Annotated in this window: 10 protein-coding genes; 1 reads left to right on the forward strand and 9 read right to left on the reverse strand. The window is 39.4% G+C overall.

Annotated elements, in window-relative coordinates; all coding sequences use genetic code 11:
* Nucleotides 1-4: 4 nt before the first annotated feature.
* The 8 genes from J8M01_RS24125 to J8M01_RS00615 form a co-directional block, all read right to left on the reverse strand.
* Nucleotides 5-1,228 (reverse strand): non-ribosomal peptide synthetase, encoded by a 1,224-nt coding sequence (locus tag J8M01_RS24125; RefSeq protein WP_211056688.1) that lies wholly within the window; start codon nucleotides 1,226-1,228, stop codon nucleotides 5-7.
* 14 nt (nucleotides 1,229-1,242) lie between these two features.
* Nucleotides 1,243-3,348: an AMP-binding protein gene (locus J8M01_RS00585; protein ID WP_211056689.1), complete on the reverse strand. Its 2,106-nt coding sequence runs from the start codon at nucleotides 3,346-3,348 to the stop codon at nucleotides 1,243-1,245.
* A gap of 78 nt (nucleotides 3,349-3,426) precedes the next feature.
* Entirely contained in the window at nucleotides 3,427-6,486 is a 3,060-nt protein-coding gene (locus J8M01_RS00590; RefSeq protein WP_211056690.1) for a type I polyketide synthase, read from the reverse strand.
* Nucleotides 6,477-10,727 (reverse strand): non-ribosomal peptide synthetase, encoded by a 4,251-nt coding sequence (locus tag J8M01_RS00595; protein ID WP_211056691.1) that lies wholly within the window; start codon nucleotides 10,725-10,727, stop codon nucleotides 6,477-6,479. The genes J8M01_RS00590 and J8M01_RS00595 overlap by 10 nt, the downstream gene beginning before the upstream one ends.
* Nucleotides 10,724-12,835 (reverse strand): AMP-binding protein, encoded by a 2,112-nt coding sequence (locus tag J8M01_RS00600; protein WP_211056692.1) that lies wholly within the window; start codon nucleotides 12,833-12,835, stop codon nucleotides 10,724-10,726. Before J8M01_RS00600 ends, J8M01_RS00595 begins: the two co-directional genes overlap by 4 nt.
* Before the next feature lie 36 nt (nucleotides 12,836-12,871).
* A complete protein-coding gene (locus tag J8M01_RS00605) occupies nucleotides 12,872-15,229 on the reverse strand; it encodes an MMPL family transporter (RefSeq protein WP_211056693.1) in 2,358 nt (785 codons plus the stop codon).
* An 11-nt stretch (nucleotides 15,230-15,240) separates the two neighbouring features.
* Complete coding sequence (locus J8M01_RS00610; RefSeq protein WP_211056694.1) at nucleotides 15,241-16,665, reverse strand: amino acid permease; 1,425 nt, start codon at nucleotides 16,663-16,665, stop codon at nucleotides 15,241-15,243.
* Between the two features lie 29 nt (nucleotides 16,666-16,694).
* Complete coding sequence (locus J8M01_RS00615; protein WP_211056695.1) at nucleotides 16,695-17,333, reverse strand: class I SAM-dependent methyltransferase; 639 nt, start codon at nucleotides 17,331-17,333, stop codon at nucleotides 16,695-16,697.
* Nucleotides 17,334-18,281: 948 nt separating this feature from the next.
* Here J8M01_RS00615 and J8M01_RS00620 point away from each other — a divergent pair.
* Nucleotides 18,282-19,001: a LytTR family DNA-binding domain-containing protein gene (locus J8M01_RS00620; protein ID WP_211056696.1), complete on the forward strand. Its 720-nt coding sequence runs from the start codon at nucleotides 18,282-18,284 to the stop codon at nucleotides 18,999-19,001.
* 128 nt (nucleotides 19,002-19,129) lie between these two features.
* On the opposite strand, the gene J8M01_RS00625 is transcribed toward J8M01_RS00620, so the two are convergent.
* Complete coding sequence (locus J8M01_RS00625; protein WP_211056697.1) at nucleotides 19,130-24,703, reverse strand: two-component regulator propeller domain-containing protein; 5,574 nt, start codon at nucleotides 24,701-24,703, stop codon at nucleotides 19,130-19,132.
* Between the last annotated feature and the right edge of the window lie 4 nt (nucleotides 24,704-24,707).

Consider the following 24,707-nt stretch of genomic DNA (forward strand, 5'->3'; position numbering starts at 1 on the left):
CTCCTTAAAAATCTTCCAGAAGTTCAATTTCGTCATCTGACATTGCTTCTAGCTGTGCTATGAGTGATTGCTCAATCAGTGCTGCAATTTGTGCGACGGTCGTTGCTTCAAACAGTTCTGAAAGCGGCAAATCGACACTGAATACTTCATTTAATTTATATAAAAGGTTGCTCGCCACCAATGAATTCCCACCGAGCCTGAAAAAATCATCATGTACACCGATTTTGTCAACTTTAAGGAGGTGCTGCCAAATTTCTACCACTCGAATTTCAACATCTGTCGAAGCCGCAACGTACACAGTGTCAGTTTCTAAGCTATCAAATTTGGGTAAGTTCTTTCTATCTACCTTGCCGTTTGCAGTTAAAGGTAGGCTATCGAGCAACTGGACGTTCTCTGGGATCATGTAATCTGGTAGCTTAGCGCGTAATTGATCTTTAATTGATTCGATAAACTCAATCGTATTTTCAACCACATCATGTGCGACTAAATAGGCAACCAATTGACGATTCTGATTAGACTCGCCCGCTGTCACGACAATGCTATGCTTAAGTGATCCTATTTGTGATAGCACACTTTCAATTTCTCCTAACTCAACACGGAAACCGCGAATTTTAACCTGTGTATCATTACGACCCATGAACTCAATCCAGCCTTCTGGCCTTAAACGCCCCATATCACCTGTTCGGTACAAACGCTCACCTGTTTTTGGGTGTATTATAAATGCAGCATCTGTGCGCTCTTTATCATTCCAATAACCCTTAGCGACCCCGATCCCACCAATATAAAGGTTGCCCGTAACCCAAAGAGGGCATACTTCCAAGTCATCACTAAGAACATAAAACATTTGATTTTTCAGAGGTTTACCATAAGGTATACTGTTCCAACTCGAATGTACCTGCTTAATTGGATGATAAATAGACCAAATTGATGCCTCGGTTGCGCCGCCGAGACTGATAACGTCCATATCAAAATTAACAAGTTGCAGCTTATCTGGCAGGGTCAATGGGATCCAGTCACCGCTTAACAAAGATAGGCGTAATGAATCAGGGATCGTTTCCGCTTGCTCTTCTGCATAATCTACAAACATCTCTAATAATGCGGGCACTGAGTTCCACACCGTGATCTGATGTTGCTCCGCCAAACTCAACCAATGCTTAGGATCTGGTAACTGACTTTGCGGCATAACCAACGTCGCACCGACTGCTAAACAACCAAATATATCATACACAGACAGGTCGAAACTCAGTGCTGATATCGCAAAAATAACACATCATGGGTAACATTAAATCTGTCGTTCATATCAACAATGGTATTCAATGCACCAAGGTGATCTATCGTCACCCCTTTTGGCTTACCCGTTGATCCCGAGGTATATATCACATATGCCACATCTTCTTGCGTCTGCCTTTGCGGCGCTGCAACCGTTGATTGTTGCGTAACGGCATCACAGTCAAAACTAATACATTGCACCTGCTCCGGCCAGGTAATTTCTGCCATAAGTGCTCGAGTCGTCACAACATGTTTCACTTGAGCACTGGCTAAAATCTCATGTAAACGATCTGTGGGTTGATCCTGCTCTATTGGTAAATACGCCGCACCTGACTTTAAGATCCCAATAGCAGCGGCGACTTGTTCCCAACCTTTTGGTACAACAATCGCAACTAACTCATTTACTTCAACCTGATCATATAGATAATTCCCCAGCTGCGAAGATATGTCATCAAGCTGTCCGTACGTTAGGTCGCCTCTACTTGAAAATACTGCGACTTTATCTGCATACACTTTTGCAGTTTTACTTATCGCACTATGAAGTAACCCCGTAGGTTGTACTTCCTTCGTTTCGTTATATTTTTCCCATAATGCGCTTTGATAATCAGGGAGTAAATAATCAGCACTGCTTCTTTGCCACGCGGAATCATCGTAAATTAAGCGCTGTATGAGACTCTCATATGTCGCAACAAAGTCTTCCATCAAGCCCTCTGGAAATAGTCCAGCCACCACATCAATATGCAGTGCTAATTCGCTGTCTTCTTCCCATAAATGGTGCTCCATCCAAACTTGAGGTGTTTGAGATACTTCGTAAACCCATTTTCCCGGAGCCAACGTTGGCATATCAGTCTCGCCTTCGTGGTGTGCCAAGGTGCTGGTAAAGACCACTGGCATTATCGCTTCACCAACCGAGCTTTCCGTCATTTGAGTCAACTCACGCATGAGCCGAACACCTGTAATACTGCGATGCTCAAGGTGTTGCCACATCAAAGATTGAACTTCGACAGCGCGACTTTGTAACGAACGCTCGCCTTTATTGTCTACTTTCACTAATTGAAATGAATTAAACTCACCGACCATCAACTGATTCACGTCAGGGTGTAAAGGTAAGCGATTAAAAACTGTCATGTTTAAGGTATGTTGTGATACTGAGTTCCACAAAGAGATAACCTCAGAAAACGCGCTGGCAAAAAAACCAGATGGTGTTAACTTCTTCTGCTGTATTACCGCTTTTAAGTCCGTCCATTGTTGTTCATCAAGTACGATTGAGTAGTGCTCTGCGGTGACTTCTGTTATCTCTTCTGGAGTCGCAATCATAGGGAGCATCGGTGGCGGTGGCAGATCCACAAGTTGCTCTTGCCAATAGGCGAGATCTCGTTCAAATAATGGTGAAGACTCTAATTCTTCTAACGCTAAGACATAATCACGATATGATAGGGTTTTTGGACTTGGTCGATAATTGTCAGGATCATCATATATACGCGCCCACTCATCTATAATTACCCTAAAGCTCCACGCATCGCCAACCAATAAGTCAAAATTAAAGTGCAATCTTAAGTTATCATCCCATAGGGTTGCGCACACTTCAAAAATAGGCCACACATCAGAGGGTAAAATCTCATGAGACATTCGCTCTCTAACTGCATCTAACGATACTTGTAATTCTTGCTCTGATTTACCTCGCATGTCGTATCGCTTAAAGCGATAATAATCAACACTTTCTAGCACTTGCTGTTGTAAGTTAGGTAACACTAACATGCGCATTTGCTCATGCTCATCAATAATTTGATTGAATGCTTTTTCTAATAAGTCGAGATCTTTTCCAGCACAGTCAAATTCAGCATAGCCATGTCCTGCAACAGTAATACTGAAAATCCCGCTTCGACCAAACCACTGTGCTTGCTGAATATCAGTCAATGGAAATGGCTTATATCTGTCTTGTGGTTGAGGGTCTATTTGCGGCATTTCCAATTCATTTGTAGCAAGCTGCTGTTGGTTTTTCTTCTCATTTAACAATGCTTCAAATTTTGCTCTTTGTTCTGGTGATAGATTATCAATCCGTGTATCTAAATCATTCATTACGTATATTTCCAATTTTTGTAATTTTTAAGTCAATTCGGCCAGCAACTACATGTGCAATGCTGGCCATTAGGGTTACTAATTAGCTAACTCTTGCTCTAATTCTTTAAGAATTTCTAACTTAAGTTGTTCTTCATTTTTTGCATGCCACTGACTCACAAGTGCCGCCACGAGCTTAATATTTCCACCCGCTAGAAAATCAGACAGAGTGACTTTGCATTTGTGAGATTTGTTAATTTCACCAATGACTTCCGTTGCAAGTAATGAAGTCCCGCCCAATTCAATAAAATTATCAAATGAGCCAATAGGGTTAATACCGAAGAACTTTTGCCAAATATCCGTTATTGATTCTTCAGTTGCTGTAGCCGGTGCTGTGTATGGCGTCATTAAATTCGGTCGATTCCCCAGCGTGTTGACATCGCTTTCTTGCTCATCAACTCCACTAATAAACGTCATATTTTCAAAATCAGCCCCTTCCTTTGAATCGGCTTTAGGTTCGATCCAGTACGTCTTTCTATCAAAAGCATAAGTGGGCAATGGTAATGGCATTAGCTGCTGTGTGGTCGTTCCCATTGCTTGCCAATCTAGCGGGTAACCAAATAGCCACACTTTACTTAATGCATCACGTAATATGTCATAGTCTGATTCTTTTTGACGCACACTGCGTGCAACCGACACAATAGCGAGATTTTTCTCTGCATGGTTCTCTCTCAGTAACTCTCCTACAACTTGATTTGGACCTAAATCAACAAATACAGCATTGCCAAACTTCTCAACGAGTGTTGCACTGGCTTTTGCATATTCCACAGTATTACGCATATGTTCGGCCCAATACTTTGCCGCTGTAACCTCAGAGGCAGACACCCAATCACCACTAATTGAAGAAACCCAATCTAACTGCGGCGTGTGTAATTTACAGCTATCGACAACTTGATAAAATTCATCATATATTTCATCGACTAAATAACTGTGCAAACCGGCGTCAATGTGTAACCACTTCACTTCGCAGTTCAGTTGTGTTTCAAGCAAGTCTTTCACACTATTTAACTGCCCTTTTTCACCGGAAAGTACCGTATTTCTCTTGCTGTTTTTAGCGCCAACAGAAATATGATTACCGCGAATTAAAGGCGCTACTTCGTCATAACTGTGGGGCACAACAAGCATACCGCCGACTTTAAGCTTCATCATTAATTCAGCACGCTTGGCGACTAATAAAGTGACAGTGTCAAAATCCATGACACCCGCTAAGTGCGCAATGATATATTCCCCATGACTGTGCCCTAACAGCCCTTTTGGATGAATTCCCCAAGACTTAAATAATTGTGCAAACCCATATTGGAAAGTGAACGTAATTGGAAACATCAAATTTGGTTTTTGTAAATCAACCATCAATGCATCAACTTGCTCATCAGGTGCATCTAAATACTGTCGAATTGGATGATTCAATAACGCATCAAATCTATCTAAACAGACATCGATTGCTTGGCGAAACACCTGATTACTTCGATATAAATCCCGCCCCATATTGACGTATTGTGCACCCGCACCAGGGAACAAGAAGACGATATCTTCTCTTGAGGCACTCGACATCGTCATCTGTTTCTGCGGCTGATTAGTCATAACATCGAGTGCTTGTGCAACATCTTTGGCGATAATCGCTCTGCGAAATGTAAAATCCTGTCGACGCTCTTGTAATGTTGCAACCACATGCTGCAAACTCACTTCGGGATTACACGCTAACCAATGCGCCAAATTTTCTGTCATGTTCTCTAATGATTTACTACTTTTTGCTGAAAGGGTGATGATTTCTCGATGTATATCCGCACTCTCAGCAGGACATACTTTATCGCAATTAGCTTCTTCTAGAATAATATGGGTATTTGTCCCCCCCATACCAAAAGAACTCACCCCTGCTCTTCTTGGCCCCTCTGAATGCCACGCTTCCAATTTTGTATTAAAAGAAAAACGGGTTGGGTCAATATCAATATGTGGATTTATTGAAGTAAAATTCGCAACTGGAGGGATTTTTTTATGTTGTAACATGAGCACTGACTTGATTAACCCCACAATACCCGCAGCGGTTTCTAAATGCCCGATGTTGGCCTTCAAAGCACCAATACGACATGGCAACTTACCTTGACCATATACTTCTTCAATTGCTTGAAACTCAATGGGGTCACCTAAATTAGTACCCGTACCATGGGCTTCAATATAGCTAATCGTTTTCGGATCAACTTCAGCGACAGCCAACGCTCTTTTTATCGCAGCAACTTGTCCCTCTGAACTTGGTGCGGTAAAGCCAACCTTTCTGTTACCATCATTATTGAATGAAGAACCTCGTACTACAGCTAAAATATCGTCGTTATCGACAACGGCTTGCTCGTAAGATTTAAGTAAAACAACCCCCATACCACTACCGAAAATAGTGCCTGTTCCCTCTTTATCAAATGCCAAACATTTCCCATCTTTTGAAAAGGGCATCCCCTCTTGATAGAAGTAACCTGCTTCTTGCGGCACCTTAATTGACACGCCACCAGCCAATGCCATGTCACATTCACCTAGCAAGATATTTTGGCATGCCATATGCACTGCGACTAAAGAGGTAGAACATGCGGTCTGTAATGTTACCGCTGGACCATGCAGATTAAGTTTATAAGCTACCCGAGTTGCCAGGTAATCCTTATCATTCCCTAATAAACTTTGAAAACCGCTATTAGAAGATACATATTCTGGCTCACATGCCAAATTTCGCATCCAGTACGAATTCATACTTGCGCCAGCAAACACCCCAACAGAACGATTACTTCGCTCGGTTGCATACCCTGCACTTTCTAATGCCTCCCAACATCCTTCAAGAAAAACCCGCTGCTGTGGATCGAGCACACATGCTTCCCTTGCTGGAATATCAAAAAAAGCGGCATCAAACTTATCGGTATCAGGAATGCCTGTTCCCACTTTAATGTAATTCTCTTGCGACAGAAATTTCTCATGAATACCCTGCGCTTTAATATCCTCATCAGATAAAGCCTGAAATGCCGTATTCCCTTCACATAAATTTGACCAAAACTCCGATAACTCAGATGAGCCCGGTACCCGAGCCGATAGTCCTATAATTGCAATTGCATTTTCTAATTCCATGATGAATCCTTGCTACGTGCTTTTTTTAATTTGTTACGTCGAATTGAAAGACGCTTCACTTCTGTGGCGTCTATATCACTGTTGTTTGAGGCTGCTTTGACACTGACATGCTCAATCAAACCCGATATTGTAGGGTGTTGAAACATAGCGATTAATTTAAAGTCTAAATCCACACGACTCTTAAAGGCATGGAATACTTTTACCAACAACGCTGAGTTTGCCCCCATATCAAAAAACCGCTCAGTCGTACTGATATGTTCAATATTTAATATTTGCTTAAATACTTCTGCTAATTCAGACTCTAAATGATTTTTAGGCAAGCTTATTTCATCACGACTTGCTGTCTTGATTTCTAACTCGAGTAAAGATTGCCTATTGATTTTTCCATTCGGTGTAAGAGGAAGCTTAGGAATAATGCCAATCTCTTCAGGTACCATGTATTTGGGTAATTGTGTCGCTAGGTGAGCCTTAATTTTGTCTATTAATTCATCACTGCTTCTTACTTGTGACGGCTCATCATGTATGGGGGGGGTTAATCCCAATAATAAAGAAGAAAGAAACACTTGGTCATGCGTTAAATTAAGTGTTGCCTCTAATTTATCTTGATGCTTAAACCCTCCAATTTGGCAAATCCCAATGTTTTGTTTTGCGCCTTCACTTCGCAACAGTTGCGCCATCATGCCCACTTCAATGTAAGCCATTGACGTTGCAAAATCACCGTATAGAGGCACTATTGTGGGTTCATATAATACAAAATACATGCTAATAGCCGCATTCTCATATGTCATGTTATTGTGGCTAAAGTGTATTTTATCAGGTACTTGAGTGTCATTTATAAACTCAAGCGCATGCTCAATAGGATAATAGCGATACAAACCCGCTTCTAAGTTCTCAACCCTATTCGCTTTCACATGCATATACACTTGAACTGGGAACAATCCCCCAGCTGAGCCATAACCACACTTCAATTCTCCCTCTTTAAAACGCGCACGTAGTAAAGCAAGCATACTGCTTAGCTCTTGCTCTGTGATCGGACGAGGTAAAAAGTCTCGATAACTACATAAGCTTTCGACTGCATTATGTGTTTGGTCTAATAATGGCTTTAATAAGGTATCTTGACGGGGGTTTAGTGCGCTATATTCTAACTTTTTACTCAATCGTTCACTGACATCTGAAATGGCCATTTTGGACTGTGCGAAGTCAGCTTCCTCATTATCAAAATGATTAGAGTTACTGTCTTCAACAACATCACCATGTGTAACGACATCGCTCGCGATCCATAAACGTAATTTAGGTCCATGTTCAGTTTTCGTCACCAGCGCAACGGCTCTATCAACCTCAGGTAACGTAGATACAACCGCCTCAATTTCAGGCAATTCAATCCGTAACCCCCTAATTTTAACTTGATGATCATTTCGCCCAACAAACTCAATCTGACCACTTGGCAAATAGCGACCTAAATCTCCACTTTTAAAATAGCGAGTGTCGTCATTACCTAATGTGACATATTTCTCATCGGTTATTTCTGGTTGGTTGATATACCCTGGCGTAACGCCTGCGCCTGAAATGTACATTTCACCCGCAACCCAAGTGGGGCAAGCATTACCATAACAGTCCAAAATTTTATATTGACTATTAGCCAGTGGCTTACCATATGGAATTGACTCCTGAAACGTTTCTTGTTTATCTACAACATTGTAAATATCCCAAATAGTTGTCTCTGTAGGACCACCTGAAGCAACAAAGGTCGCGTCTGGCCAATATTTAGCGACTCTTTGTGGATGATTAACGGGGATCCAATCGCCGGCCAATATGAAAAAGCGGAGTGATTTACTGACAGAACTCATTGCTTGAGCGTCTAAATAATCTAAAAAAATAGCCAAATAAGCAGGAACAGAATTCCACAAAGAGATAGGGTGCGCATTACACAACGCCAACCAGTGTTCTGGGTCTAGCCGTAATTCCTGAGCTGGTATAATAAGCTGACCACCCGCACTTAGCATGCCAAAAATATCATAAACCGATAAATCATGATGCAGTGCAGTTAATGCAATAATTTTATCTTGTTGAGAGACATTAAAGCGCAAATTGATGTCCAACATCCGGTTAACTACTTGGCGGTGCTGAACCATCACTCCCTTGGGTTTGCCTGTTGAACCAGAGGTATAAATGATATGAGATAGAGATTCTGGTGATGGTTTGCGCTGACGCAATAACGCCAAATCATGCTGGTCGACTGCGATGTCTGTATATGTATCAACAACAATCGTTAACCCACCATTTATTAAATCTGTAGCGCGTTGCCGTAAATGTGACTGACATAAAATCACATCACAGTCACTATTTTTTAATTGATACTTTATACGACTATCTGGTTGCTCTGCATCGATTGGTAAATACGCACAGCCATTGTGGTGAATACTGAGTACGGCAACAATTTGTTCCCACCCCTTCTCCATCAATATTGCAACCACTGCGTTAGGTTGAACATCAGCGGCTGTTAATTTAATGGCATAAAATTGCCCCGCATCATTTAACTGCCGATAGGTTAAATCACCATTTTGAGCGCTAACCGCGCAATTATCAGGGGTATTCGTCACACTTGTCTGAACTAAATCAAGTAAGGTCTTCGCGCCACCAAAGTCTATTGCTGTATCATTCACGCTTTGCAACATATCGATTTGCTGTTCGGGTAAAATGTTTAGTGCCGTTTGCTGCCATACACCGGTCTGTGTAATAAGCTGCATGACCATTTTTTCATAAACTTCAAACATATCCTCCACCATTGTGGCAGGGAAAAGTTCGTCAATAATATCCCAGCTAAAACGCATTTCGCCTGTTTCTAATTGCGTTATCTGATGATCAAAAGACACCTGTGGCGTTTGTGTGAGTGTGAACCGCTCGGTACCAAAAGATGAAAGCCAATTAGAAGGGAGCCCTTGTCCACCAAGGTCCAACATACTTGTAAAAACAATGGGCATTTGTACATTGCCTTGATTACCAGTATGTTTACCAAGTTCACTCAATACTGTAACGCCACTAACGTGGCGATACTTCATCGACTCCCACAACTTGTTCTGCATTCTCAATGCTTTATCGGCTAGTGTTTCCGTTGCAGTGTGGCACACCGGCAATAACAGCATTGAAGTAAAGTCACCAATCAATTTATTGACATCAGCATGCATAGGTAAACGGTTGAACACCGTGACATTTAATGTAAAGTCTTGTGCGCTATTCCACTGCTTCAACACTTCTGAAAAAGCCATCATTACAAAAACGGTCGGTGTTATTTTCAATTCAACAGCGCGTTGTTTTAACAAACTGCCGAGTTTATTGGATATATCAAACTGATGACGAACGAATTTAGTTGAAGCCGGTTTACTCTTCAGTTGTGGAAGCTCTGGTGCTGGTGGTAACCCTTTAACTTCATTGCGCCAGTACGTCAGACCTTCATTGTAAAGTGCGCTGCCATGAATGCTAAATTCCGCTAGCGCATAGTCTCGATATGAAATGGAAATTGGTGATGGATCATAGCTTGCATCGTTATAAAACCTAAAAAGGTCGTCAAACAAAATCATCAAACTGCCACCATCGACATGCAATAAATCTACGCTTGCAAACAGGATATCAACGCGTTCATTTAACCTAACAATACTAAACCCAAAACTAGGGCACTGATCCGGTTTACGTTGAGAGTGCGAAATGGTCGCCCGATACGCTTCCAACCAAGTGTTTTGTTGCTGCTCACTCAAATCTGATAAATCGGTAAAGTTGACTTGATATGGTGGCAGTGAACGTAAAATTTGTTGATTTCCATCAGTATCAACGACCGCCCTCAACATGTCATGACGCATCACCGTTTTATCGATGGCAGACTCAAATGCGGCAATATCAAACGGCGCACAGCTCACTTCTGAATAATAATGTATAGAGACGTCCGCCAGTTCAACTTCCATTTGGTGACCAACCCAATAAGCCCTTTGAATATCCGTGAGTGGAAAAGGCTCATATCTTGCGGCATCATCAGCGATAATTGTGGGTAACTTTCTTTTACCACTTAAAAACTCAATGAACTGTAACCTATTGTTTTTTAAATCTGCTATTTGCCTTTCATTGAGGGTGTTTTCTTTGGCATACACTTTTATTTTATTGTCTACCAATTGCACTGCCACACCCTGGGCCGTTAATTCCGTGTAAATTTTTTCTGCATTTTCATATAAATGAGGATGAAACTCGTTCATAGTTCCACCTCCACAACTTGGCATTCGTCATTCACATCGATGTCTAACAATGCCCGAAACCTAACCTCAACGGTCGTAATTAAAAATGACAGCGTTGGCGCCTCACTAAAATCACTTAAATCAATACTGATACCGTAACTTTCTTCTATTTTTTCAAGAAGCTGAGAAACCCTAAGTGAATCTAGTCCTAATTCAAATAAATTCTGAGATAAGTCTAGCTGTGTTGAGATGTTCGATAATTGAGCTATCCACTTTTGCAGGGTATCACCAACAATATGATGCTTAAATTCAATCGCGGCTTCTTCTATATCAGTAATCGTACTGTGCCTTGTTACTGTTTGATCACTGACATACCTTTGCAGATCTGCATCGAGATAACGATGCCTATAACATAGTTCGTCATTAATAAATTCATATTTCAGCTTAACATGCTGTATTTTTCCGCTGGTTGTTCGATACAAGTTTTGATTACTGACAAATATGACCCCAGAAACGTCCACCCCTAAATCATTCAGTACCTTTTTCTTAATACTCGTAATGACCTCTTCGAAGCTTTCTTCAGACCCTTTATTTGCAATAGCGACGACGAGTCGTTCACCATCTGGTGTATCAATACTAAACGCAGAAATTGGTCTAGATCGCAAAGATTCATGAGAAAATTCAACACTGGAACATACATCTGAGGGGTAAATATTGCGACCTCGAATGATAATCACATCTTTTATTCGTCCACATACATATAAATGATCATCATATACAAACCCAAGATCGCCCGTTCTTAAATATGTCTTACCATCGGTGCTCAACACATTGTCGAACGTTTCTGCAGACAATTCAGGTTTATTCCAATACCCAGATCCGTTGCTCTTACTCGCGATCCATACTTCACCCACAAGCCCATTTGCCATTTCATACAACACTGATGGGTCTACAATTTTAATATCAGGGGAGAACTCTGTGTCTAAACGCCCACAACTGGCCAACACTCTCATATCTGTGTTTTGTTCTATTGCTTGACCCTTTTCTAATGCATCCAATGAAAAGCACTTTTTGTGTTTCAAGATGTTAACACCAGAAACATATACCGTAGACTCGGCCAAGCCATAAACAGAGTGCATCGCTGTCTGACGCAATCCATTATTTGAAAATTGTTTATAAAACCGCTCTACCGTATTTTGACGAATAGGCTCTGAGCCATTCACCAAGATTTCAAGAGACGATAAATTAATATCCTCTGATAGGTCTTTGATTCTGTCGCAACACATTCTAAATGCGAAATCAGGCGCGCCACTCACCGTGCCTTTATAACGGCTAATCGCTTCTAGCCATAGTTTTGGACTGCGAACAAAATCATCAGGGGCCATAAAATATAATGGTGTTCCATTATAAATTGAGCATAATGAAATTAATATTAATCCCATATCATGATAAAGAGGTAGCCAAGACACAAAAACACTCTTTTCGTCCAAACCCATGCTTGATCTTTGCAATTCCACATTATTAATAAGGTTATAATGTGAAACCATCACCCCTTTTGGCGACCCTGTTGATCCTGATGTATATTGTAAAAAAGCCAAGTCATCTAGCTTTATTTCAGGAACTGTTTGATAATTTAAATAATCAATATCTACATCTGAAACATTCACTAACTCAACATTTCCAGACTGAACAACGTCATCACCCGCCAATGCATTTTTTGTTTTATCATTAACTAATATTAACTTTGAACCACAGTCATTTATAATCGCCGACAATCGTTCATTTCTTCTTGGATCTTGCGGTGGAAAAGCTGTAACCGCAACCATATTGGCATATAAACAGCCAAGAAATGATGTTAAATAATCTACCCCTTGGTCAAACATTAGAATAACGCGACTTTTTGGCTCAACAGATTCTAATAACCTATTTGCAATACTTACAGACCTTTCTCTCAGCTCTTCAAATGTTAAGCTGTCTAGCTCCTTGCCCTTTTTTAAAAACTGCACAGCCAAACTATTTGGTTTTTTTTCAGCCCAATGATCAACGATCTCACAAAAGGAGTTTAAACATTGGTCTGCTGGTGTTAAAAATAAAAAATTATTATTTTTATATTCTACTATTTCACTCATATCCAATCCTTGATTAAAAACTAAACAAATTATTTTTTAACTTTTAATATTTTCTGCTTCATTCATATTAAAAACTGCAACCTCCTTCTTTCTATGTATTAAGAATAATAATGCCGGTAACAATGTGACGTTTGCTATTAACGCTGTACTTAGTATTGCAGCAGCCATACGGCCAAAGTTTGCATTTGGGACAAAATCAGCGCTCATAAAAGAACCAAATGCGATCGTTAATATAAGCGTTGTGATTGCTATTGCTGGTGTAACTTTTAACAAGCTGTCGCGTATAACAAAGCCTATTTCTTTTCCTGCATTCAATAATCTCTGCGCGTGACTCACAAAATGAATCGTGTCATCAACCGCCACACCTAGACACACACTCAGCACAATGACAGCGCCAATATCTATTGCGTTACCACTAAGATATAAAATGGCCATGCCAAAACAGAGTGGGAATAAGTTCGCAACGAGTGTTATCCATCCCAAATTGATAGATTTAAAAGTAATAACAAGAAGAATACTGATTATTAAAATAGTAATAAGAAGCGTTACAAAAAATGATGTGGCTACGTATCCATTCATACGTTGAAACAGCAGCATTTTTCCGGTCGCATGTACATTTAAGCCCTGAGATTGACCATATTGAACTATTTCATCTGCGAACCGTGTCGCTAATGCTGAGTCGTAATTTGTCCACCTTACACTGATCCTAACTAAGTCATTATTAATACTGATACGATTCGAGAGATCCAAACCTTGTGGTAAGTTCATTGAATATAAAAAGATTAATTCTGCGGCCGCCTCTCTAGTCTTTGGTAATGTATAATATTTCTGATCATCTCCATGTAATGAGCGATTAGACTGCTTAATAATATCGATAATCGAATAAGTTCTAACAACACCTGGTGTACTATCAATCCATTGTTGAAAAGATTCCACTTGCTTTAAAAAATCAGGTGATTTGATACCGTCAGAGAAACCGCTATTAACAACAATTTCCATACCTTGCGAACCTTTCAGGTTGTCTTCAGCGAAATCATTTGAATCTCTTAACCAAAAACCTTCAGCAAAATACTTAAATGGATTCGCATTAATTTCATTCTGACCTGCGACGTAAATACTACCTACTGATAACCCTAGAAAAACAAAAGTAATTAAATGAGCATTAGCACATACTTTTTTGGTATATTTAAAAACAAATGAGTTCTTGTTTTCTTCATTACTTTCTTCGTACTCAGTATGAATTAAGATTAGTTTCTCATTTGATTTTCTATTAGGGACCTTGGATAAAACGGCACCTAAAAAAAAGTAACACATAAACCATCCAATAATGGTGCCTATGCCAACCAATAAACCTAATTCAGAAACCGCCCCTATTTGAGAGCTCATGAAACTAAAGAATGCCACTGAAGTCGTTATAGTTGTTAATAATGTGGGCAAGACATTTTCATTTAGTGCAATTCTTATTGCCAACTTTCCGTCATAGTTCTTCCGTCGATAAAAAAAGTAACTGGTTAATATATGAACTGCATCGGCAACACAGATAGCGATAATAAACTGTGGGATCAAGGCCGTAATATTACTGATTTTAATTCCAGTCCAACCCGCTAACCCCATTGTTGCAACAACACTTAAAACAATCACTGGAATGACAGGGAAAACACCAACTGGATGTTTGAAACGAAAAGCCAGTACAAGAATAATAACGGCTAGAACAATAGGTAAACGTGACTTGATATCTGCTTGGGAACTTTCTTTCATACCTTGCATAATAGCCGTCCGGCCAGTGATATGAATTTCATGGTCACCAACTTGATACTGTTTAACGAGTGCTCTGACTGCATTAACAACTGGGGCTGCGTCCACTGCAGAAGTGATAGTAGGCCTCATATATCCTACAATCATGGTTGTCGTAGCATCTGAGTCGACCAATAGCTCGGGAATTATTTCATCGGAGAGTGCAACTGCTCTACGCTTTTCGAGCAACTTTGTTGTATATGGTCCATTATCAGGAATTAATGCTTCAACAACAATGTCATCTCCAGAGGCATGCACCCAACGATAATTACTCAGAGAATCAACGCGAATCACATCTGGAACCTGCCACATTTCCTCTGTTAGTTTAACGATTAATTCCGATGTTTCTTTATCAAAAATACCTGATGGACTCTTAACCAATAAAACGATGGAATCATCATTGCTAAATTCCCGTTCAAAACCTTCAATTTCAACGCGCAACGGATTGCCTTCAGAGAAAAATGCTCGATATGAAAAATCAGCTTGGATGTATCTAACTCCAGAAATCAGCAAAAAACACATCATTAAAGATGAAAAAATAGATTTAATAGGATTGTTTATTATAAAATCAACAAAACTATAATTTTTTGAAGCACTCATAAAACCACCAGTTATTTATTATAAAAATAAAAAGCAAAGCTTTTAATTTCCCTAAAGTAATAGAATAGAACATCTAACAACACCGTAAATATAGATAAAGCTGATATATACGGCTTTTCAATAAACACCATAACCATTGCAAAAAATACAAAAACAATAAATACAAATGAACAAGAACTATATAGAAAGTAACTCAATTTAGACTCGCCACTAAACCTGTTTCCAAAACTAGAGAACACCGCTAAAGCACTAAAAATAAGCAATGGAAAACCACTATATATGAGTATTTCTTCAACAGTTCCACTTAAGCAAATAATCACAGCCCACGTAGACTGAGCAAACATTGAGTTGATAGGTATACTGTTCTTATTTTCTTTTCCTACAAAATTAGGTACTCGATCATTATATTTAGACATTTTTAAATAAACTCTTGGAGCAACCCAGACCATTGCACTTATAGAGCTCATTATTGAAACACATAAAATCAAGCTAAATATAATTGAGACACTATTTCCCAGTAATGCCCTAAGGGACTTCTCTGCAACAGGTACAATTGGTTCCGCCGATAATACTTCAATAGAAAGCGAGGAAAAGTAAATAAAATTAAGAAAAACGTATAAAAACACAATTATAGCTACACTAAAAACCATAGCTTTCAGCATGTTTTCCTTCGGGTTTTCTATTTCCTCGCTTATATAATTAATCGCATTCCAACCTGAATAAGCATACATAATGAAAACCATACCTATTGCCATGTCAAATATAGATACATCATCATTAACAGAACCATTCACGAAGTTATCTATAAAAAGCCCACCATAACTTGTATACCTTTGACTATTATAATCATCATATATTATGTAAAACCCCATAAAAAATATCGAGACTATAACTAAAACCTTAATGAGCGTGAGGTAAAATTGAACTCGTCCGCTAATTGACACACTTACCGTATGCAAAAGAGTAATAATCGATATTAATATCACAGAAACAACGATTGGATTAATAACAAAAAAACCAGCACCGATATCCCCATCATTACTTAAATAGCCAACAACATCTTCACTACCTATATTTAAATAACTAGACAAAGCACCATCTAAGAAATAGCCAAAACTAATAGCAGATGCTGCAATCGCAGCTCCAAACCCAAAAGTAAATGAAGTCCAACCTGATAAAAAGCCGGCTAATGGCCCAAATCTTTTACTTATATATATAAACTCCCCACCTGATTCAGGCCACTTCAAATACAATCTGTAATAAGTTAGAACACCACATAAAACGATTCCCCCTGCCACGATCCACATTAATAATATGGTCACAGGGTCGCCAATATCCCGCGCTAGGAATCCAGAGGTAGTGAATATTCCACTACCAACTGAATTACCAACAATAACGGACACAGCAGTTATCAAGCCTATTTTTTTAGCCGACATAAATACAATCCCTTATAGGACCAAATTGACTACTTAGAAAAAACCTCGAAGTTGTTAAATGGTAAGAAGTCATAACCAGTTATATATTGATAACCAGCATCTTTAAGCTCTTTTTTTATTTGTTCAGAATGCACACCATGAGGAATAACGAAGAAAGGGGTTCCTTTCTTCGTATCAAGAACAGCAATTCTTCCATTAATATCTATGTGCTTATTAATATTTGAAAAGTATTCAACTCTTTCTGATATATGATGATATGAATTTGACATAAATATTAGGTCAACATCATTCGTGGGAATGTTAGGGTTTTTCTCACTCGCCAAGATTGGGTATATATTGCCCACTCCTTCTTTTTCCACTCTGGACTTAATTTTATTCACTTCGCTTTTTGATAAATCTATTGCATATACTTTTCCGTTTTTCCCGACAGCTTCCGCTAGGTAAAAACTAAAGTAGCCATCACCAGCTCCTAGATCGACAACAACATCCCCTTTCTTAATATCAAGTTTCTTTATAACCTCATCCGTATGATTCCAACCTTTTCGGTTAAATACATTAGAGTAATCTATTTTGCTAATTGCTGAAGAACACCCGACTAGAAATAGGAAAACGAATGAAAACAGTAAAACAAAAACTATTTTCGCAACTAATGAAACTCTCATACTCATAACAAACTCCCACTTAACGATTAATGATCCCATTTACAAAAGCAACGCTAGAACACGACTTATAAAAAGGTACAATTTCGAACTGGAAGCAATATGAATAAAATTAATATTTATGTATATTTTTTTGTGATGAAACGACTTCAATTGTGATTTATTGATAAAACCAACTCCCCCCAACACAAAAATTGATGTAGCAAATACAGCAACACTTGCAACAATGTCTAGTAGGGATGTAATCGACTCACCAAGAAGACCATTCAAACCATTGAAATAAAAGATTAAAATTAAAGTTGAATCAAAAAAGAAAAATAACCATTGATTTTTATGAAATAAATAGCAACAAATATAAATACAATCTGTGCCATATACGCCACTCACAATCTAGCCAATTACTTTTTATTTATGTGGCAAGAAACCCTTAATAACTGCTTCAAAGAATAGATATAGAACAAGCAGATTTATAATCCAAAGAACCAAATTAAATAATGTATACAAATTTAAAGTGTAATGTCATCAACTCTATAAATAATCACTATTAACATCTAAAAAACAGAAAAACCAGCTAACCTTATTGCAAGTATCAAAACAGTTTTAACTTTGCTAAATAAAACCTCATATAATAATTAGTGGGAAATAATTTTAAAAAAATCAACAATATCAACAAAAACAGTTACTTGTTATTAAAAGTAATAATCAACATACAAAACACCAACCTTACTTACCTTTTATTGACACCCAACCGTGGTAGATATATTATTTTTGCACATTGTAGTTCCAATGAAAGAGCTCCTGGATATGGATATTATGAATCAAATACCGTTATTGACTTACATCAAAAAAAACCCAGTTTTATTTAAATTTCTTAATGATAGATTCTTGTACTACCTATTTTGTTTCCTGTTCAGCTCATTTTTCCTTTATGTAGTACATAGCAATGATTTCTCCTACATGAAGAAAGTAGAATATGCCATTCACTCAGCTTTACTCATGCTCAAAGTTGTACTGAGCTGTATGGTTATAGAGCTCTATTTTAGATTTAAAATGACATCTTCATCATTTATTAAACATTACAAAATTTGGCAAATCAGTGTTTTTTTTGCCATTTCTTTTGCATGCGTTGACCTTATTTGCCAATTCATCTTTGAACTAAGCCCTTTATTATTCGAAATTGAGAGAAAGCATGCCCTACAAGGCAGATATGTCGCTAATTTTGCGAACAGCGCACTGCTCGCATTTTTTGTTTCGCTACTCGCTATAAATTCTGTAAAGTTATTTAATAAAAGAACTCAAACCGAAAAATCATCGGTAAAGAGTCCATCTAAAACTTACATACGAATTAAAAATAATGGCATAGATGAAAAAGTTGAACTGTCGTGTATTGAATACATTAAAGTAGAAGAGAACTACTGTTACTTATGGACTTATATTGCAGGAGAAAAAGTAAGGTACACCATACGAAAAACACTCGCTAAAGTCATAGATGAATTAGCGAGCGAGCATTTTATTCAAATACATCGCTCCTATGTCGTTAATACGCAATTTATCTCTAAAGTTGAAAAATCATCAGGAAAATTGAAAGTGTATGTAAGCAGTAATGAGCGACTCCCCGTCAGCCCTAGGCACATGTATAAGCTAAATGATTGCTACCCACAATCTGCAGATGAGTAAATATATCCACCGATTTACTCAAAGTTCATATTGTATAATGCGATATTAGGTTCTATCGATGCATTTATACCTATCATGCCTTACTCTGGCGTCATGATAGGTATACAATGCGTATCTGCATGCAGCGTCTATTCAAGTTCAACCTTTTCATGGCAATACTCAAAAGCCGAAAGTAACTCCTTTGCTTCATCAAAATCATATTCATCAATCACCTCACCTATTTTTAGTAAGGGTATCTTGTAGTCGGTATATTGTAACAGGGTCGCTAACTCCACAACTTTATCAGATGCTTCAATGTTGGACTCAACTATTAAATCGTTTAACTGAGCCAAGAGTGTTTGTACTTGCGACTCATCTAGACTTATGTCTTTTAACCCTGGATTTTCTTTCTGGTTATATGTAACCTCAGCTTCAAGTACTTTCAAAACATCAGCTAATTCGGGCAATAAAGATGCTAATGCTTTCTCAACAGCGAGAATATAAGGCTCTAGTGTTGCACTGTGCTGTGTACACGCAGTTTCCAAATTACTGGCTTCATGTTGAACCTGTGTTGCCCCTATATTTCCAGCCGTTCCTTTTAATGTATGTGCATAGCGCAAGGCCGACTGACAGTCCTTCCCCGTATGAACATCGTTAAGAGCAGCGGCAAACGCCGCTGAGAAATGCTGCTGTTTATCATAAAATCGTTTTAGTAATTTTTGATATAGGCCACTGTCTCCCGATGAAATCGCCATACCTGCTTGGTAATCTAATGTCGTAATGTGCGCAAATAAGTAAGATACATCGTCCCCTTCAACAGCGGTTTCAAGCGTGCCGGTTTTTGAGCTGTCTACTTGGATCCATTTGCTTAAAGTATCTATCATTTTAATAACATTGATTGGCTTAACAATTATGTCATTCATGCCACATTCAACAATCTCTTGCTGACTTTCACTCATCACATTGGCAGTCATAGCAATGATAGGTAATGCTGCGTATTGCGCTTGAAGTCGAATCGCCCGTGTTGCTTCATAACCATCCATAACAGGCATCTGACAGTCCATCAAAATCCCATCAAACTCTTGTCCCTCTAGCATCTCTAGAGCTTGCTGCCCGTGCTCTGCCACGCATACGTCTATTCCTTGCTTATTCAATAATGCAACTGCGAGTTCTTGATTTAAATCATTATCTTCAACCAACAATAACTTTGCCCCCCTTAATGATGGGACAACCGCTTTCTCGCCGCTTTGTACTGTACTTTCAATCGGGATATCCAGTAATTGATAGATCACTTTACGCAACGCAGTAGCAAAAATGGGCTTCGTGATAAATGCAATATTGGACCAGCTGGAGAACTGCTGTTCTGCATGGTCGCAGTCATATTGGCACATAATTATTATCGGCAAAGTTGGGCACAGTGACCTCGAGAATTCAATGATGTCATATTGTTTTTGGGCCTGTTCGTCGATACATAATAATTCGGTTGATAATATCTGTGTTGTGAGCTCTTGCAATTCTTCTGGCGCTGCACACCGCGCCGCGATTCCCAGTTGTTGTAAATACAAACTGGTTGCTCTTCCCGAATACTGATTATCATCTAAAATGAGAGCGCCACTTATTGGCAACTTTGTTAGATTACGGTTTTGTGAAGGGTCTACTTGCAATTGAACGTTAAATGAAAATGTACTGCCTATTTCAACAATGCTTTGACAGCTAATTTGCCCCCCCATCAATTCTACAAGGTTTTTACAAATAGCAAGTCCTAGCCCCGTGCCGCCATATTTACGTGTTGTCGATGTATCCGCTTGACTAAACGAGTGAAATAATCGCTGCTGCTGTTCAACAGTCATACCAATTCCCGAGTCGATTACAGCAACCGCTACATCAATTGTATCATGCCCTTGCTCAACCAATTTTATGTCGATGGTCACTTCCCCTTGCTTAGGCGTGAACTTGATGGCGTTACTGCCTAAGTTAAGGAGTATTTGGGTGATCCTAAGCGGATCTCCTTTAACATACTCAGGCAAAATAGGATCCAGCAATACATTAAAAGTAAGCGCCTTCTCTCTCGCTTTTATACTCAATAAATCAACACTATCAGCAACCGTTTGCTCTAAACAAAAAGGCACACATTCAATATCCAATTTACCAGCTTCTATTTTAGAAAAGTCCAAAATATCATTAATAATGCCTAATAGAGACTCTCCGCTACGATGAATTTTTTCAACATAGTTACGCTGTTTTCTATCCAATTCTGTCTCTAATGCCAAATAACTCATACCTATTATTGCATTCATAGGTGTGCGGATCTCATGAGACATATTCGATAAGAAATCAGACTTAGCCTGTGTCGCACTTTCTGCGGTTTCTTTGGCTTTTTTTAACGCTACTTCGAGTTGCTTCGCATCTGAGATATCCATATTGATCCCAAATACTTCCTTTCTGCCCAGCCCTGTTTGCAAATCGACGCAACGACCAATACCTAACATCCACTTCCACTCACCTGTTGCCGTGCGCATTCTAAACTCACATCGGTAGGTATCCGTTTTGCCTTTAATATGATCATTTAACGCCGCTTCAGCGTGTTCAATATCATCTGGGTGGGTTAACTGGCGCCAGCGCGCGATACTTGTACCAAAACGAGATTCTAATTCCCCATCGAGGTAACCAAGCATTGTTGACCATATACTATTAGTAACAAGCAACCCACTGTGGCAATCCCATTCCCATGTACCGGCATTCGCACCTTGCATAGCAAGCTCTAATCGTTGCTCTGCTTCTTTCAACTCGCTATAAGACAACGAGTTAGCCAATGCCACCGCTAAATGATTACCGACTACCCGTAAAATACTTAGCTGCGTTTCTTTGTAAGCATACTCAATATCTGATTGGACGGTGAACACCCCGAGCACATGACCTTCTACAATCAAAGGTGCACAAAACACCGTTTTGGTATGTTCTCCGTTTAAACTAATACTCGGCTGTAACCCATAACCTTGCCACTTCGTGCCATTATCAGCATAAAACTCTTCAGCATGACTCACACAATATGCATCTGCGCTGTGAGTCACATTAGTCTGGGAAATTAACGCATCAAATGGTTCTCCTGTTTGCACTGCAAAGATGTAATCAATGTATTGTTGCTCCTTATGATAAATACCTATGGCACAAAAATCACAAGGGAGTGTTTTGGTTAAGTGGTTATAAATCGTTTCACAAATTGCCTGCATATCGTACGTTGCAGCAACTTCTTTTCCAACCTCACCCAGCACAACAATATCCTTGGTCCGTTGTGCCACCTTGTACTCTAGTTTCAAACTTGCTTTGCGTAATCGATGCAAACGCAATGCAAATGCCCCAATCAGCAACAAACTGACTCCAACCGGCAATGATATTTGAAACCATAACGTCTGATACCACGCTGGTACCTTAATAATATGCAAGGCTATTCCATCACGGTTCCAAACACCATGGTTATTACTGCCTTGAACTTTAAACTGATACTCGCCTGGCGGTAAGTCTCGGAAATTGGCGATATGACTTGCAGAAACATCACTCCAGCCATCGTTATACCCTTCTAACCAGACTCGGTATCGATTGTCTTCCGTTGCTTGATAGTCTAAAGCAGCATATTGAATGGTAATTGAACTATGCTCGGCTTCTAACATCAGCGGCATTTTTGCATGATTAACGACCTGCCCATCCACCTTTACTTGTGTAAACACCAGTTGCGGTGCCGCCGTATTAACTGTGACTTTTTGAGGCTCAAAGCGCGTGATCCCATCAATACTGCCAAATAAAATATGTCCTTGTGAAAACACCAATGAGTTTGTTAAAAAATGATTATTTGCTAAACCATCATTGGTTGTAAACTGATGGAATACACCATTGACGGTATCTAGTTTTAACACCCCGCTTGAGGTGGCCAGCCACAAAAAGCCTGCATTATCTGCCACTATAGATTGTACAGAAAAGCTCGACTCTGACGTTGTATTCGAATAGCGCTGAAATTGCTTAGATAACAAATCAAAACTGGTTATCCCATTGTTAGTGGCGAACCAAATTTTACTCTCATGTTGCATTACAAAATTAATGTAGTTGTCACTTAAACTATGCTCATCCTTTTGCATAATATATTGGCGTTGCGTCTCTTTTGCATGATCAAGCATGAACACACCGTCGCCCTCAGTACCGACCCATGTGTTTTGCTGGCTATCATTAAAGACAAAACTAGGATCGATATTTTGCAAATGCTCAGAGTATTCTTGTGTACTTAAATCCCAACGCACAACGCGATTATTTCCTGAGATAACTAGCCACGCATACCCCAGTTTGTCAAAACTAATTTGCTCTACTGAATGCCGTTGATTTTTAAGCCAAAACAAAGGAATTTGCTGCAACTTATTATTAACTTCATCCACCCGATATAGTCCATAATTAGTTCCCGCGTATAAATCTCCTTTTTTATTTCGTGCTAAGCTGTGTACTCGTAATCGATAGTTCCCTGTTAACGCTTCACGCGTGGCAAAAGGCGTAAATTGCGATTTACCATCAAAATGTACAAGCCCACGTCCAGTTCCCAACCAAACTCCACCTTGTTGAGCCGTCGCCATTGAGAGTACTTGGTTAAAAAGTCCAGAAAGCAAATAATCTTGTAGATAGTTTTTATGCGAAACAAAAGCAGGGGGATGTGGAAAAACTTTAATAACGCCAGAGTAACGTGTAGCGGCCCACAACAAACCGGTATCATCCACCAACACTTGTCGTATATCTCGATTATGCAACTGCGCCTCAGCCCCCGAATATGCATCCGACATAAACTTACGTTGTCTTGGAGAAAATCGGTACACTCCAGCAAAGGTACTTAGTAAAATATCACCTTCATGGTGCAGTAAACTTGTCACACTTGGCAACCCTTGCGTTGCCAAGTTATAGGTTTGATAATCACCCGTTGTAGGGTCAAATAGCCCGAAACTGCTGCGTGTGGCAACCCAAAGTTGTCCTAACGAATCAACAGAGACTTGCCTGACTTCAGAATGATCCAAAGATCCCGATGCGACATTAAATCCAGTGAATGTATTGTCTTTTCTATTTAATCGATACAAGCCATTCGACGTTCCTGCCCAAATACCACCTTGCAGATCTTCGGTAATGCTCCACACACGGTTGTTCCCAATACTATTGGCATCTTGTTCATCATGTGTAAAACGTTGAAAGCTACCGTACTCTGGACTAAAGCGATTTAATCCACCGCCATTAGTCCCAACCCATAATGTCCCATCACGACTTTCAAACAAAGATTGTACTTTATCAGCTCCCAATGAATTGGGGTTGTTAGGATCATACTTAAAATGCTGAAAATCACGCTTTCCTTTAAATAGATTTAACCCTCCTCCCCAAGTACCCGCCCACAGTTGCCTTTTACTGTCGAATAGCAGCACACCCACACTGTTGGCCGATAACGAAGCTGCATATTCAGGGTCGTGTTTGAAAGAGGTAAACTGATACCCATCATAACGCAAAATACCATCAGCGCTCCCAAACCACATAAACCCTTGATGATCTTTAGTGACGGCGTAAATTTGAGGGTTAGTTAAGCCATTATAGGTTGAAATGTTCTCTATCTTTGGTGCGTAATTCGAGCCTTTTTGTAGACCAAATGCATACGTTGTCAACAACAATGCACAGACCAGTGCTATATTAAAACGCAAAAGCAGTTTCATTCAC

The organism is Pseudoalteromonas sp. MMG005 (assembly GCF_018101015.1).
In the GTDB taxonomy this organism is placed as follows: Bacteria; Pseudomonadota; Gammaproteobacteria; order Enterobacterales; family Alteromonadaceae; genus Pseudoalteromonas; species Pseudoalteromonas aurantia.

Bases quoted from the DNA above. Each gene is read 5' to 3' on its own strand.
- J8M01_RS00590 (WP_211056690.1), bottom strand. From the start codon at position 6,486: ATGGAATTAGAAAATGCAATTGCAATTATAGGACTATCGGCTCGGGTA.
- J8M01_RS00585 (WP_211056689.1), bottom strand. From the start codon at position 3,348: ATGAATGATTTAGATACACGGATTGATAATCTATCACCAGAACAAAGA.
- J8M01_RS00610 (WP_211056694.1), bottom strand. From the start codon at position 16,665: ATGTCGGCTAAAAAAATAGGCTTGATAACTGCTGTGTCCGTTATTGTT.
- J8M01_RS00625 (WP_211056697.1), bottom strand. From the start codon at position 24,703: ATGAAACTGCTTTTGCGTTTTAATATAGCACTGGTCTGTGCATTGTTG.
- J8M01_RS00605 (WP_211056693.1), bottom strand. From the start codon at position 15,229: ATGAGTGCTTCAAAAAATTATAGTTTTGTTGATTTTATAATAAACAAT.
- J8M01_RS00620 (WP_211056696.1), top strand. From the start codon at position 18,282: ATGAAGAAAGTAGAATATGCCATTCACTCAGCTTTACTCATGCTCAAA.
- J8M01_RS00615 (WP_211056695.1), bottom strand. From the start codon at position 17,333: ATGAGTATGAGAGTTTCATTAGTTGCGAAAATAGTTTTTGTTTTACTG.
- J8M01_RS00595 (WP_211056691.1), bottom strand. From the start codon at position 10,727: ATGAACGAGTTTCATCCTCATTTATATGAAAATGCAGAAAAAATTTAC.
- J8M01_RS00600 (WP_211056692.1), bottom strand. From the start codon at position 12,835: ATGAGTGAAATAGTAGAATATAAAAATAATAATTTTTTATTTTTAACA.